This window comes from Enterobacter sp. BIDMC 26 (assembly GCF_000534435.1).
GTDB lineage: Bacteria > Pseudomonadota > Gammaproteobacteria > Enterobacterales > Enterobacteriaceae > Enterobacter > Enterobacter ludwigii.
Window position 1 is genome coordinate 2716862 of the sequence record NZ_KI973182.1, and the last position, 15448, is coordinate 2732309.

Sequence of the window (15448 nt, forward strand, 5' to 3'; positions counted from 1 at the left end):
CAAAAGCCTGTGACTATTGTTCTCATTGAATAAAACGCATTGTCGTTTCAAACAGGCTGAATGATAATATGTAACATATTAGAAACATTATCGGCATTCTGCCGCTGTCCCACGGCTTTATCAGAGGTTAGTTATGAATACCGTATGTGCCAACTGTCAGGCTCTTAATCGCATTCCGGACGATCGGATTGAAGATGGTGCGAAATGCGGGCGTTGTGGCCATGAACTGTTTGATGGCGATGTTATCAACGCTACGGGTGCTACGCTGGACAAACTCCTCAAGGACGATCTTCCGGTGGTTGTCGATTTTTGGGCACCGTGGTGTGGTCCGTGCCGTAGCTTCGCGCCTGTCTTCGAGGATGTTGCCGAAGAACGCAGCGGCAAAATGCGTTTTGTTAAGGTCAATACCGAAGCAGAACGTGAGCTGAGCGCACGCTTTCGCATTCGCAGCATCCCAACCATCATGATTTTCAAAAATGGTGAAGTGATCGACATGCTTAACGGTGCCGTTCCTAAAGCACCGTTTGATAGCTGGTTAAACGAATCGCTGTAACATTAACGGGGCGCATCTTGTGCCCCGTTCCTTCCTCTGCGAAAATAGGGTTTTTCCTGCACTTCGCCCATGACTGATAACGCTGTTCTTCAACTGCGCGCCGCACGCCTGGCCCGCGCGACTCGCCCTTTTCTTGCCCGCGGCAATCGTATTCGCCGCTGTCAGCGTTGTCTGCTGCCGCTAAAAGTTTGTCTGTGCGAGACCCTTGCGCCGAGCACCGCGAAGAGTCGTTTTTGCCTGGTCATGTTCGATACCGAACCAATGAAACCCAGCAATACCGGACGCCTTATTGCCGACATTCTGCCGGATACCGCGGCATTTCAGTGGTCACGCACGGAACCGCCTCAAGCCCTGCTCGACTTAGTGGCAAACCCGGACTATCAGCCAATGGTCGTATTTCCGGCCTCGTATGCTGGCGAAGATCGCCAGGTACTTTCGGCACCGCCATCTGGTAAACCGCCGCTTTTTATTATGCTGGACGGAACCTGGACCGAAGCGCGAAAAATGTTCCGCAAAAGTCCTTATCTCGATTCATTGCCGGTGATTTCGGTCGACCTTTCCCGCGTCTCGGCCTACCGCCTGCGAGAAGCGCATGCTGACGGGCAGTACTGTACTGCTGAAGTGGCGATTGCCCTTCTGGATTTAGCGGGAGATACCGTCGCGGCAGGTGCGCTGGGGAGCCATTTCTCCCGCTTTCGTGAACGCTACCTGGCAGGAAAAACCGTTCATAAGGGCAGCGTCACAGCAACTGAGACAGACAACGTTTAAAATCATCAGGTCGCTTGCATTCACAGGAGGCCTGCATGAGCCAGCGAGGGTTAGAAGCGCTACTTCGTCCTAAATCCATTGCCGTTATCGGTGCATCAATGAAACCGGATCGCGCAGGCTATCTGATGATGCGTAACCTGCTGGCCGGCGGATTTAATGGCCCCGTCATGCCCGTGACGCCTGCCTATAAGGCTGTTCAGGGGGTGCTGGCATGGCCGGACGTGCAGAGCCTGCCTTTCATACCGGACCTTGCCATCCTGTGTACAAATGCGAAACGTAATCCAGCCCTGCTGGAGTCGCTCGGCAGGAAAGGATGTAAAACCTGCATTATTCTCTCGTCTCCGCCCGAACAGCAGCCGGAGCTTCTGGCATGCGCCAGTCGCTACCAGATGCGCATTCTTGGGCCAAACAGTCTGGGCCTGCTCGCCCCGTGGCAAGGGCTGAATGCCAGCTTCTCCCCGGTCCCTATCCGCAAAGGCAAACTCGCATTTATTTCGCAATCGGCTGCGGTATCGAACACGATCCTCGACTGGGCGCAACAGCGTGAGATGGGTTTTTCCTACTTCATTGCTCTGGGTGACAGCCTGGACATCGACGTTGATGAACTGCTCGATTTTCTGGCTCGCGACAGCAAAACCAGCGCCATTCTTCTTTATCTTGAGCACCTGAGCGACGCCCGTCGTTTTGTGTCGGCTTCCCGTAGCGCGTCCCGTAACAAGCCGATTCTGGTGATCAAAAGCGGGCGTAGCCCCGCCGCCCAGCGTCTGCTGCAGTCGCATTCCGGCATGGATCCCGCCTGGGATGCCGCGATTCAACGCGCAGGTTTGCTACGGGTTCAGGATACACACGAGCTTTTTTCCGCCGTCGAGACGTTAAGCCATATGCGTCCGTTACGCGGTGAGAAGTTAATGATTGTCAGTAATGGCGCGGCTCCTGCCGCGCTTGCACTGGATGAACTGTGGCTGCGCAATGGCAAGCTGGCCACCCTGGGTGAGGAGACGCTACAACGCCTGAAAGAGGCGCTGCCGGCAAGCGTTAGCCCAGGCAATCCCCTCGATTTGCGCGATGACGCCAGTAGCGATCACTATATCAGGGCGATCTCCCTTTTACTGGATAGCCAGGATTTCGACGCGCTGATGATTATTCACTCCCCCAGCGCGGTCGCTCCCGGGAGTGAAAGCGCGCGCGCACTGATTGACGCCGTCCGGAACCATCCTCGTGGTAAATATGTCACTCTGCTGACCAACTGGTGCGGTGAGTTCTCTTCCCAGGAGGCACGACGCCTGTTCAGTGAAGCCGGTCTGCCCACCTACCGCACTCCGGAAGGCACGATTACGGCGTTTATGCATATGGTGGAGTATCGCCGCAACCAGAAGCAGCTCCGTGAAACCCCGGCTTTACCGGGTAACCTGACGGCGAACACCGCCGATGTTCATCGGCTTTTACAGCAGGCTATCGAAGAGGGAGCAACCTCGCTTGATACGCACGAAGTGCAGCCGATTCTGGGCAGTTACGGGATGCAAACCCTGCCCACCTGGATTGCCGGCGACAGCGCCGAAGCCGTGCATATTGCCGAACAAATTGGCTACCCCGTTGCCCTCAAGCTTCGCTCACCGGATATCCCGCATAAGTCTGATGTCCAGGGGGTGATGTTATACCTGCGGACTGCGGCCGAGGTACAGCAAGCCGCTGATGCCATATTTGACCGGGTCAAAATGGCCTGGCCTCAGGCTCGGATCCACGGGCTGCTGGTGCAAAGCATGGCTAATCGCGCGGGCGCTCAAGAGTTGCGCGTGGTGGTTGAATACGATCCTGTCTTTGGCCCGCTTATCATGCTGGGGGAAGGCGGCGTCGAGTGGCGTCCTGAGGAGCAGGCGGTCGTGGCTTTGCCACCACTGAACATGAACCTGGCGCGCTATCTGATCATTCAGGCCATCAAAAGCAAAAAAATCCGGGGCCGAAGCGCGCTGCGCCCTCTTGATATTGCCGGGTTGAGTCAGTTCCTGGTGCAGGTATCTAACCTGATTGTTGATTGCGCGGAGATCCAGCGGCTGGACATCCACCCGCTGCTCGCCTCCGGCAGTGAGTTTACGGCTCTGGACGTCACGCTGGATATCGCGCCTTTCGAGGGTGACAGAGAGAGCCGCCTTGCGATCCGTCCGTATCCTCTGCAGCTGGAGGAGTGGGTGGAGATGAAAAACGGGGAGCGCGCGTTGTTCCGCCCTATCCTGCCGGAAGATGAACCGCAGCTGCGCACGTTCATCTCTCAGGTAACGAAAGAGGATCTTTACTATCGCTATTTTAGCGAAATCAACGAATTTACCCACGATGATTTAGCCAATATGACCCAGATCGACTACGATCGAGAAATGGCATTTGTCGCCGTTCGTCGTTCCGATAAGGGCGATGAGATCCTCGGCGTTACGCGTGCTATTTCCGACCCGGATAATGTTGATGCGGAGTTTGCTGTGCTGGTGCGCTCCGATCTTAAAGGGTTGGGTCTGGGGCGACGGCTGCTGGAAAAACTCATCAGTTATACGCGAGATCACGGATTGTTACGCCTCAATGGCATTACTATGCCTAACAATCGCGGTATGGTGACCCTGGCGCGAAAACTTGGATTTGACGTTGATATTCAGCTGGACGAAGGTATTGTGGCCTTATCCCTGAGCCTGATATCAGCGGATAAAGCCGAGTAAGCTACTGGAAATGTTACCCACTTTGGACGGGACTGGTGGTATCATTGTCCGCTTATGTTGTTTGCATGGTACAGACAACCCTTCAATGAACAGAGAAGAAACGCACTGTGATGTTGTCAAAATTTAAGCGTAATAAACATCAACAACACCTTGCTCAACTACCGAAGATTTCTCAGTCAGTTGATGATGTAGAGTTCTTTTACGCTCCCGCCCATTTTCGGGAGACGCTTCTGGAAAAGATTGCCGGCGCTACGCGTCGCATTTGCATTGTGGCCCTGTATCTTGAACAAGATGAAGGTGGGCGCGCGATCTTAAATGCGCTCTATGAAGCCAAGCGTCAACGTCCGGAACTGGATATTCGCGTGCTGGTCGACTGGCACCGCGCTCAGCGTGGCCGTATAGGCGCTGCTGCTTCAAACACCAATGCTGACTGGTATTGCCGCACGGCGCAGGAAAATCCTGGCGTCGATGTGCCCGTTTACGGCGTACCTGTAAATACCCGAGAAGCGCTCGGCGTCCTTCATTTCAAAGGGTTCATCATTGATGATAGCGTGCTGTACAGCGGCGCGAGCCTGAATGATGTTTACCTTCATCAGCTCGATAAATATCGATATGACCGTTACCATCTGGTTCGTAATCCGCAGATGGCGGATATCATGTTTAACTGGGTTGATAAGAACTTAGTACAGGGTCGCGGCGTAAATCGTCTTGACGATCCACACCGTCCTAAAAGCCCGGAAATTAAAAATGATATCCGCGCGTTCCGCCAGGAACTGCGTGATGCGGTCTACCATTTCCAGGGCGATGCCAATAACGAAGAGCTATCCGTTACACCGCTGGTGGGGTTAGGCAAATCAAGCCTGCTGAACAAAACGATTTTCCACCTGATGCCGTGTGCGGAGCAGAAACTCATCATCTGCACCCCTTACTTCAACCTTCCCGCCGTGCTGGTGCGTAATATCATTCAACTGCTGCGTAATGGTAAAAAAGTTGAAATTATCGTCGGTGACAAAACGGCTAACGACTTCTTTATTCCTGAAGATCAACCGTTCAAGATTATCGGTGCCCTCCCTTATCTCTATGAGATTAACCTGCGCCGTTTCCTGAGCCGTTTACAGTATTACGTTAACACTGACCAGCTGGTCGTGCGTCTGTGGAAAGATGAAGACAACAGTTATCATCTGAAAGGGATGTGGGTCGACGATGAATGGATGCTGCTTACGGGCAATAACCTCAACCCTCGCGCCTGGCGTCTGGATCTCGAAAATGCCATCCTGATCCATGACCCGAAACATGAGTTAGCGACCAGTCGTGAACGTGAGCTTGAGCTTATTCGCACGCATACCACTGTGGTTCAGCATTACCGTGAACTGCAGAGCATTGCCGATTACCCGGTGAAAGTCCGCAAGCTTATTCGTCGCCTGCGTCGAATCCGTATTGACAGACTTATCAGCCGTATTCTGTGATGTCCAGGCCCTGTCAGCGACAGGGCTTTTTTTTGGAGTCCGCTAATGCGTATTCTTCTCTTGGTGAGTGCTCTCTTTCTCAGTGGCTGTAGCCACATGGCTAACGATAGCTGGTCCGGGCAGGATAAAGCGCAACACTTTCTCGCCTCCGCGATACTGTCCGCTGCCGGTAATGAGTATGCACAACATCAGGGGTACAGCCGCGATCGTAGTGCGGCAATCGGCCTGATGTTCTCTGTAAGCCTTGGGGCTTCAAAAGAACTGTGGGATAGCCGCCCCGCGGGGAGCGGCTGGAGCTGGAAAGACTTTGCCTGGGACGTAGCCGGTGCCACGACCGGCTATGCCGTGTGGCAGATGGCTCGCTATTAGAGACGAATACCTTTACCCTTTCGATGCAGCATCAGGGAGACAATAAAGGCCAGTGCCCCCATCACCGTCACGTACCAGAAGAAGGTTGTTTCCGTCCCCCATGATTTAAGCGACAGCGCGACGTACTCCGCAGAGCCACCGAACAGCGCATTGGCGACCGCATAAGAAAGCCCTACCCCCAAAGCGCGTACCTGTGCAGGGAACATCTCAGCCTTCAGGATCCCACTGATCGATGTGTAAAAACTGACAATGACCATCGCCAGCATGACCAGACCAAAGGCGGCATACGGTGAGGAAACGTGCTGAAGCGCAGTTAAAATAGGAACAGTACATAACGCGGACATGCCGCCAAAGATCAGCATTGATGTGCGACGCCCTATTTTATCGGAGAGCGCGCCAATAAGTGGCTGAATCAGCATAAAGACAAACAACGCGACGGTCATGATAGCGCTGGCGACGTTGGCGTGCATGCCCGTGGTGTTCACCAGATATTTTTGCATGTAGGTGGTGAAGGTGTAAAAGCTGAGAGAACCGCCCGCGGTGAACCCGAGAACCATCAGGAAAGCTTTGCGGTTACGCCACAGCCCTTTAAACGACCCCGCCTCCTTCAGCGCCCGGACCTCTTTTTGCGAAGTTTCATCCAACTGACGACGCAACCAGAGTGCGACGACCGCCAGTACAGCACCCATCGCGAAAGGAATTCGCCATCCCCACTCATGAAGCTGGCTGTCGGTAAGGACCTGCTGCAGAATAACCACCACCAGAATGGCCAGAAGCTGGCCACCAATAAGCGTGACGTACTGGAAAGAGGCGTAAAATCCTTTCCGGCCCTCAAGGGCAATTTCACTCATGTAAGTGGCGCTGGTACCGTATTCTCCTCCAACAGAAAGTCCCTGGAACAGACGAGCCAGTAGCAAAAGAGCCGGCGCCCATGTCCCGATAGCGTCATAACCGGGAAGACAGGCGATCACCAGCGAGCCAAAGCACATCATGCAGACCGAAATCAGCATGGATGCCTTACGTCCTCGACGGTCTGCGATCCGTCCAAACAACCATCCACCAATGGGGCGCATTAAGAAGCCCGCAGCAAATACGCCAGCCGTTTGCAGAAGCTGTGTGGTGGTGTTGCCGGACGGGAAGAAGATATGTGCGAAGTAAAGTGAACAGAATGAGTAGACGTAAAAGTCGAACCATTCCACCAGGTTCCCTGAAGAGGCAGTGACGATTGCCCATACCCTTCTACGGGAATCACTGGCAGCCAGCGTCCCGTTCGATGTTATGCTTTCTGTCATTGTGATTATGCTCCTGCCATAAAAACGGCATGCTGAGTCCTGAGAACTCACGATCTTGTAAAGCAAATGTTATTATTTTGTTATAAATAACATTGAGAGTAAGATCACATTTTCTGTTAGCAAGGTAAGTTATAGGATAAAGACTAAGGGTCGTTGGCTGGTGTGGCTGTGTACAGTCTGATGCCGTCTCCGGCTGCGGGAAAAACCCAAAGCAAAAAACCCCGCACCATACGGTACGGGGTTCTTTTAATTGATGCCTGGCAGTTCCCTACTCTCACATGGGGAGACCCCACACTACCATCGGCGCTACGGCGTTTCACTTCTGAGTTCGGCATGGGGTCAGGTGGGACCACCGCGCTAAAGCCGCCAGGCAAATTCTGTAATCTGTATCAGCTGAAAATCGTCTCTCATCGCCAAAACATCTTCGGCGTTGTAAGGTTAAGCCTCACGGTTCATTAGTATCGGTTAGCTCAACGCATCGCTGCGCTTACACACCCGACCTATCAACGTCGTAGTCTTCAACGTTCCTTCAGGAGACTTAAAGTCTCAGGGAGAACTCATCTCGGGGCAAGTTTCGTGCTTAGATGCTTTCAGCACTTATCTCTTCCGCATTTAGCTACCGGGCAGTGCCATTGGCATGACAACCCGAACACCAGTGATGCGTCCACTCCGGTCCTCTCGTACTAGGAGCAGCCCCCCTCAATTCTCCAGCGCCCACGGCAGATAGGGACCGAACTGTCTCACGACGTTCTAAACCCAGCTCGCGTACCACTTTAAATGGCGAACAGCCATACCCTTGGGACCTACTTCAGCCCCAGGATGTGATGAGCCGACATCGAGGTGCCAAACACCGCCGTCGATATGAACTCTTGGGCGGTATCAGCCTGTTATCCCCGGAGTACCTTTTATCCGTTGAGCGATGGCCCTTCCATTCAGAACCACCGGATCACTATGACCTGCTTTCGCACCTGCTCGAGCCGTCACTCTCGCAGTCAAGCTAGCTTATGCCATTGCACTAACCTCCTGATGTCCGACCAGGATTAGCTAACCTTCGTGCTCCTCCGTTACTCTTTGGGAGGAGACCGCCCCAGTCAAACTACCCACCAGACACTGTTCGCAACCCGGATCACGGGTCTACGTTAGAACACCAGCCATTAAAGGGTGGTATTTCAAGGTTGGCTCCACGCAGACTGGCGTCCACGCTTCAAAGCCTCCCACCTATCCTACACATCAAGGACCAGTGTTCAGTGTCAAGCTATAGTAAAGGTTCACGGGGTCTTTCCGTCTTGCCGCGGGTACACTGCATCTTCACAGCGAGTTCAATTTCACTGAGTCTCGGGTGGAGACAGCCTGGCCATCATTACGCCATTCGTGCAGGTCGGAACTTACCCGACAAGGAATTTCGCTACCTTAGGACCGTTATAGTTACGGCCGCCGTTTACCGGGGCTTCGATCAAGAGCTTCGCGTTACCGCTAACCCCATCAATTAACCTTCCGGCACCGGGCAGGCGTCACACCGTATACGTCCACTTTCGTGTTTGCACAGTGCTGTGTTTTTAATAAACAGTTGCAGCCAGCTGGTATCTTCGACTGATTTCAGCTCCACCCGCAGGGGCTTCACCTACATATCAGCGTGCCTTCTCCCGAAGTTACGGCACCATTTTGCCTAGTTCCTTCACCCGAGTTCTCTCAAGCGCCTTGGTATTCTCTACCTGACCACCTGTGTCGGTTTGGGGTACGATTTGATGTTACCTGATGCTTAGAGGCTTTTCCTGGAAGCAGGGCATTTGTTACTTCAGCACCGTAGTGCCTCGTCATCACACCTCAGCGTTAATAAACGACCGGATTTACCTAATCGTTCCGCCTACATGCTTAAACCGGGACAACCGTCGCCCGGCTAACATAGCCTTCTCCGTCCCCCCTTCGCAGTAACACCAAGTACAGGAATATTAACCTGTTTCCCATCGACTACGCCTTTCGGCCTCGCCTTAGGGGTCGACTCACCCTGCCCCGATTAACGTTGGACAGGAACCCTTGGTCTTCCGGCGAGCGGGCTTTTCACCCGCTTTATCGTTACTTATGTCAGCATTCGCACTTCTGATACCTCCAGCACCCCTCACAGGACACCTTCAACGGCTTACAGAACGCTCCCCTACCCAACAACGCATAAGCGTCGCTGCCGCAGCTTCGGTGCATGGTTTAGCCCCGTTACATCTTCCGCGCAGGCCGACTCGACCAGTGAGCTATTACGCTTTCTTTAAATGATGGCTGCTTCTAAGCCAACATCCTGGCTGTCTGTGCCTTCCCACATCGTTTCCCACTTAACCATGACTTTGGGACCTTAGCTGGCGGTCTGGGTTGTTTCCCTCTTCACGACGGACGTTAGCACCCGCCGTGTGTCTCCCGTGATAACATTCTTCGGTATTCGTAGTTTGCATCGGGTTGGTAAGCCGGGATGGCCCCCTAGCCGAAACAGTGCTCTACCCCCGAAGATGAATTCACGAGGCGCTACCTAAATAGCTTTCGGGGAGAACCAGCTATCTCCCGGTTTGATTGGCCTTTCACCCCCAGCCACAAGTCATCCGCTAATTTTTCAACATTAGTCGGTTCGGTCCTCCAGTTAGTGTTACCCAACCTTCAACCTGCCCATGGCTAGATCACCGGGTTTCGGGTCTATACCCTGCAACTTAACGCCCAGTTAAGACTCGGTTTCCCTTCGGCTCCCCTATACGGTTAACCTTGCTACAGAATATAAGTCGCTGACCCATTATACAAAAGGTACGCAGTCACCCCATAAAAGAGGCTCCCACTGCTTGTACGTACACGGTTTCAGGTTCTTTTTCACTCCCCTCGCCGGGGTTCTTTTCGCCTTTCCCTCACGGTACTGGTTCACTATCGGTCAGTCAGGAGTATTTAGCCTTGGAGGATGGTCCCCCCATATTCAGACAGGATACCACGTGTCCCGCCCTACTCTTCGAGTTCACAGCCTGTGTGCTTTCGTGTACGGGACTGTCACCCTGTACCGTGCGACTTTCCAGACGCTTCCACTAACACACAAGCTGATTCAGACTCTGGGCTGCTCCCCGTTCGCTCGCCGCTACTGGGGGAATCTCGGTTGATTTCTTTTCCTCGGGGTACTTAGATGTTTCAGTTCCCCCGGTTCGCCTCGTTAACCTATGTATTCAGTTAACGATAGTGTGACGGATCACACTGGGTTTCCCCATTCGGACATCGCCGGGTCAAAGGTTCATATCACCTCGCCGGCGCTTTTCGCAGATTAGCACGTCCTTCATCGCCTCTGACTGCCAGGGCATCCACCGTGTACGCTTAGTCGCTTAACCTCACAACCCGAAGATGTTTCTTTCGATTCATCATCGACTTGCGAAAATTTGAGAGACTCGAACACACATAACATGTGTGTCGTTTCAATTTTCAGCTTGATCCAGATTTTTAAAGAGCAAATATCTCAAACGTCACCCGAAGATGAGTTTTGAGATATGTCGGCAGGTGACTTTCACTCACGAACCAGCAAGTGGCGTCCCCTAGGGGATTCGAACCCCTGTTACCGCCGTGAAAGGGCGGTGTCCTGGGCCTCTAGACGAAGGGGACACTGAAGTCTCAATCGCAAGACGCCTTGCTATTTACTTTTCATCAGACAATCTGTGTGAGCACTACAAAGGCAGGTTCTTTAAGGTAAGGAGGTGATCCAACCGCAGGTTCCCCTACGGTTACCTTGTTACGACTTCACCCCAGTCATGAATCACAAAGTGGTAAGCGCCCTCCCGAAGGTTAAGCTACCTACTTCTTTTGCAACCCACTCCCATGGTGTGACGGGCGGTGTGTACAAGGCCCGGGAACGTATTCACCGTAGCATTCTGATCTACGATTACTAGCGATTCCGACTTCATGGAGTCGAGTTGCAGACTCCAATCCGGACTACGACGCACTTTATGAGGTCCGCTTGCTCTCGCGAGTTCGCTTCTCTTTGTATGCGCCATTGTAGCACGTGTGTAGCCCTACTCGTAAGGGCCATGATGACTTGACGTCATCCCCACCTTCCTCCAGTTTATCACTGGCAGTCTCCTTTGAGTTCCCGGCCGGACCGCTGGCAACAAAGGATAAGGGTTGCGCTCGTTGCGGGACTTAACCCAACATTTCACAACACGAGCTGACGACAGCCATGCAGCACCTGTCTCAGAGTTCCCGAAGGCACCAAAGCATCTCTGCTAAGTTCTCTGGATGTCAAGAGTAGGTAAGGTTCTTCGCGTTGCATCGAATTAAACCACATGCTCCACCGCTTGTGCGGGCCCCCGTCAATTCATTTGAGTTTTAACCTTGCGGCCGTACTCCCCAGGCGGTCGACTTAACGCGTTAGCTCCGGAAGCCACGCCTCAAGGGCACAACCTCCAAGTCGACATCGTTTACGGCGTGGACTACCAGGGTATCTAATCCTGTTTGCTCCCCACGCTTTCGCACCTGAGCGTCAGTCTTTGTCCAGGGGGCCGCCTTCGCCACCGGTATTCCTCCAGATCTCTACGCATTTCACCGCTACACCTGGAATTCTACCCCCCTCTACAAGACTCTAGCCTGCCAGTTTCGAATGCAGTTCCCAGGTTGAGCCCGGGGATTTCACATCCGACTTGACAGACCGCCTGCGTGCGCTTTACGCCCAGTAATTCCGATTAACGCTTGCACCCTCCGTATTACCGCGGCTGCTGGCACGGAGTTAGCCGGTGCTTCTTCTGCGGGTAACGTCAATTGCTGTGGTTATTAACCACAACACCTTCCTCCCCGCTGAAAGTACTTTACAACCCGAAGGCCTTCTTCATACACGCGGCATGGCTGCATCAGGCTTGCGCCCATTGTGCAATATTCCCCACTGCTGCCTCCCGTAGGAGTCTGGACCGTGTCTCAGTTCCAGTGTGGCTGGTCATCCTCTCAGACCAGCTAGGGATCGTCGCCTAGGTGAGCCATTACCCCACCTACTAGCTAATCCCATCTGGGCACATCTGATGGCAAGAGGCCCGAAGGTCCCCCTCTTTGGTCTTGCGACGTTATGCGGTATTAGCTACCGTTTCCAGTAGTTATCCCCCTCCATCAGGCAGTTTCCCAGACATTACTCACCCGTCCGCCACTCGTCACCCGAGAGCAAGCTCTCTGTGCTACCGTTCGACTTGCATGTGTTAGGCCTGCCGCCAGCGTTCAATCTGAGCCATGATCAAACTCTTCAATTTAAGTTTGATGCTCGTGAATTAAACTTCGTAATGAATTACGTATGTTCACTCAGAGACTTGGTATTCATTTTTCGTCCGAGGACGTTAAGAATCCATGTCACTTTGAGTGCCCACACAGATTGTCTGATAAATTGTTAAAGAGCAGTGCCGCTTCGTTTTCGCTGCGGCGCGGGGTGTGCATATTACGCTTTCCCGCTTCAGAGTCAAGCATTTATTTTCGCTTATCTCTGCTGACCCGGCGGCGTGTGTGCCGTTGTTCCGTGTCAGTGGAGGCGCATTATAGGGGGTAATTCTGAAGCTGCAAGGATAAAGTGAAAATTATTTACTGACTGCTCACTTTCCAGGCAATTTGCATCCCAGACCTCAATTCTGGCCTGGTTTTTAAACAAAAACGAGCCGCAAGCGGCCCGTTTTTGCGTTTTGTGACTTACTGCACTGCCACAATTTTGTCGTCGTTGGCTTCCAGACGGATAACTTTGCCCGGAATCAGCTCCCCGGAGAGTATCTGCTGCGCCAGTGGGTTTTCGATCTGTTGCTGGATTGCGCGTTTCAGCGGACGCGCCCCATAAACCGGATCGTACCCATTTGCGCTCAAGAGCCTCAGCGCATCATCGGAGATGTGAATTTCATATCCACGCTCTTCAAGACGTTTATACAGACGCTGCAGCTGAATCTGCGCAATCGACGCAATATGTTTCTCACCCAGAGGATGGAACACTACCACTTCATCAATACGGTTAATGAACTCTGGACGGAAGCTATGGCTTACCACGCCCATCACCAGATCCTTCATATGGCCGTAGTCCAGTTCACCGAAACGTTCCTGAATCAAATCGGAACCCAGGTTCGAGGTCATGATCACTACCGTGTTACGGAAGTCGACCGTTCTCCCCTGTCCGTCAGTCAGCCGTCCATCGTCAAGAACCTGCAGCAGAATGTTGAACACATCCGGATGCGCTTTTTCCACTTCATCCAGCAGGATGACGGAATAAGGACGACGGCGCACCGCTTCTGTCAGGTAGCCACCTTCTTCATAACCCACATATCCTGGAGGCGCACCAACCAGTCGCGAAACGGAGTGTTTCTCCATAAACTCGGACATATCGATACGCACCATCGCATCATCGCTGTCAAACATGAAGTTAGCCAGCGCCTTACACAGTTCGGTTTTACCGACCCCCGTAGGCCCCAGGAACAGGAACGAACCGATCGGACGATTAGGGTCAGACAACCCTGCACGGCTACGGCGAATGGCATTAGAGACCGCTTCAACCGCCTCGTTCTGACCAATCACGCGCTGATGCAGATCCTGCTCCATGCGCAGCAGTTTGTCACGTTCGCTTTCCATCATGCGCGCAACCGGAATACCGGTCCAGCGAGCCAGCACTTCAGCGATCTCCTCATCCGTTACTTTGTTTCGTAACAGACGCATCGTTTTGCCTTCCGACTGCGTGGCGATCTCAAGCTGTTTCTCAAGCTCAGGAATTTTGCCGTACTGCAGTTCAGACATTCGCGCCAGGTCACCCACACGACGCGCTTGCTCAATGGCAATTTTCGCCTGTTCCAGTTCAGCTTTAATTGTCTGAGTACCCGAGAGTGATGCTTTCTCCGCTTTCCACTCTTCTTCCAGCTCAGAGTACTGACGCTCTTTATCGTCCAGTTCTTCGTTGAGCATATCCAGCCGTTTCTTACTGGCTTCATCAGACTCTTTCTTCAGTGCCTGCTGTTCCAGTTTGAGCTGGATGATGCGACGGTCGAGCCTGTCCAGCTCTTCCGGTTTCGAGTCAATCTGCATACGAATGCTCGAGGCCGCTTCATCAATAAGGTCGATTGCTTTATCGGGCAACTGACGGTCAGCGATATAACGATGCGAAAGCGTGGCCGCTGCAACAATCGCCGGGTCAGTAATCTGCACATGGTGGTGCAGTTCATAACGTTCTTTCAGCCCACGCAAAATCGCGATGGTATCTTCAACGCTAGGCTCAGCAACAAACACTTTCTGGAAACGACGCTCCAGCGCAGCATCTTTTTCGATGTACTGACGGTACTCATCCAGCGTGGTAGCCCCTACACAGTGAAGTTCCCCACGTGCCAGGGCTGGTTTCAGCATATTACCGGCATCCATCGCGCCGTCCGCTTTACCTGCGCCGACCATGGTGTGCAGTTCGTCAATAAACAGAATGACGTTGCCTTCCTGTTTCGCCAGGTCGTTAAGCACGCCTTTCAGACGCTCTTCGAACTCACCGCGGTATTTCGCCCCGGCCACCAGCGCACCCATGTCGAGCGCCAGTACACGACGACCTTTCAGCCCTTCCGGCACTTCACCGTTCACAATGCGCTGCGCCAGACCTTCGACGATGGCGGTTTTACCGACCCCCGGCTCACCAATCAGCACCGGGTTGTTTTTGGTACGACGCTGCAGTACCTGGATAGTACGGCGAATCTCTTCATCACGGCCGATCACCGGGTCAAGCTTGCCCTGCTCGGCACGCTCGGTCAGGTCGACCGTAAATTTTTTCAAAGCCTGACGTTGGTCTTCGGCTCCCTGATCGTTCACGCTTTCACCTCCGCGCATTTTCTCAATCGCCTGAGTCACATTGGCGGTGGTTGCGCCGGCAGATTTCAGCAGGTCGGTCAAGGTACCGCGTGATTCAAGCGCCGCCAGAACGAAAAGTTCTGACGAAATAAAGTTGTCCCCACGTTTTTGCGCCAGCTTGTCGCAAAGATTCAGCACACGCACCAGATCCTGAGACGGCTGAACGTCGCCACCGGTACCTTCTACCTGGGGTAAACGGCTCAGAGCCTGATCGATGGCGGTGCGTAACTGGCCAGCATTAATGCCGGCAGACGTTAATAACGGACGTACCGATCCCCCTTCCTGATTCAGCAAGGCGCTCATTAAATGAAGAGGTTCGATGAATTGGTTGTCGTGCCCCAGTGCAAGGGACTGGGCATCGGCGAGAGCAAGCTGGAATTTATTAGTAAGACGATCCAGACGCATAACTCCTCCCATAACAGGTCAAATTTGCTACTGGAGATTAAATGAGGTCATCCCTCAATTATTCAA

General features: G+C 53.2%; 7 protein-coding genes, 1 tRNA gene and 3 rRNA genes. 5 read left to right on the plus strand and 6 right to left on the minus strand.

The annotated features are described in order from the left end of the window. The first annotated feature begins 133 nt into the window (after positions 1 to 133). The 5 genes from trxC to L462_RS10690 all read left to right on the plus strand — a co-directional run bounded on the left by trxC (position 134) and on the right by L462_RS10690 (position 5855). On the plus strand, positions 134 to 553 hold the full coding sequence (trxC, locus tag L462_RS10710) for a thioredoxin TrxC (RefSeq protein ID WP_014171226.1): 420 nt from the start codon (positions 134 to 136) through the stop codon (positions 551 to 553). A gap of 69 nt (positions 554 to 622) precedes the next feature. Continuing rightward, positions 623 to 1321: a tRNA-uridine aminocarboxypropyltransferase gene (tapT, locus tag L462_RS10705; RefSeq protein WP_032678705.1), complete on the plus strand. Its 699-nt coding sequence runs from the start codon at positions 623 to 625 to the stop codon at positions 1319 to 1321. A 35-nt stretch (positions 1322 to 1356) separates the two neighbouring features. Continuing rightward, a complete protein-coding gene (pat, locus tag L462_RS10700; protein ID WP_032678706.1) occupies positions 1357 to 4020 on the plus strand; it encodes a bifunctional acetate--CoA ligase family protein/GNAT family N-acetyltransferase in 2664 nt (887 codons plus the stop codon). A gap of 110 nt (positions 4021 to 4130) precedes the next feature. Continuing rightward, complete coding sequence (pssA, locus tag L462_RS10695; protein ID WP_032678707.1) at positions 4131 to 5486, plus strand: CDP-diacylglycerol--serine O-phosphatidyltransferase; 1356 nt, start codon at positions 4131 to 4133, stop codon at positions 5484 to 5486. Positions 5487 to 5531: 45 nt separating this feature from the next. After that, on the plus strand, positions 5532 to 5855 hold the full coding sequence (locus L462_RS10690; protein ID WP_032678708.1) for a YfiM family lipoprotein: 324 nt from the start codon (positions 5532 to 5534) through the stop codon (positions 5853 to 5855). Here the strand turns inward: L462_RS10690 and L462_RS10685 are convergent. From L462_RS10685 to clpB, 6 genes are all read right to left on the minus strand, one after another. Continuing rightward, positions 5852 to 7147 (minus strand): MFS transporter, encoded by a 1296-nt coding sequence (locus L462_RS10685; RefSeq protein ID WP_032678709.1) that lies wholly within the window; start codon positions 7145 to 7147, stop codon positions 5852 to 5854. The genes L462_RS10690 and L462_RS10685 overlap by 4 nt on opposite strands. A gap of 255 nt (positions 7148 to 7402) precedes the next feature. Next, positions 7403 to 7518, minus strand: a 5S ribosomal RNA gene (rrf, locus tag L462_RS10680). Positions 7519 to 7581: 63 nt separating this feature from the next. Then, positions 7582 to 10488: ribosomal RNA gene (locus tag L462_RS10675) — 23S ribosomal RNA — on the minus strand. Between the two features lie 192 nt (positions 10489 to 10680). After that, a tRNA-Glu gene (locus tag L462_RS10670) sits at positions 10681 to 10756 on the minus strand. Between the two features lie 85 nt (positions 10757 to 10841). After that, a 16S ribosomal RNA gene (locus L462_RS10665) occupies positions 10842 to 12381 on the minus strand. The 16S, 23S and 5S rRNA genes sit together here with 1 tRNA gene alongside, the layout of an rRNA operon. 427 nt (positions 12382 to 12808) lie before the next feature. After that, entirely contained in the window at positions 12809 to 15382 is a 2574-nt protein-coding gene (gene clpB, locus L462_RS10660; protein ID WP_020883924.1) for an ATP-dependent chaperone ClpB, read from the minus strand. Between the last annotated feature and the right edge of the window lie 66 nt (positions 15383 to 15448).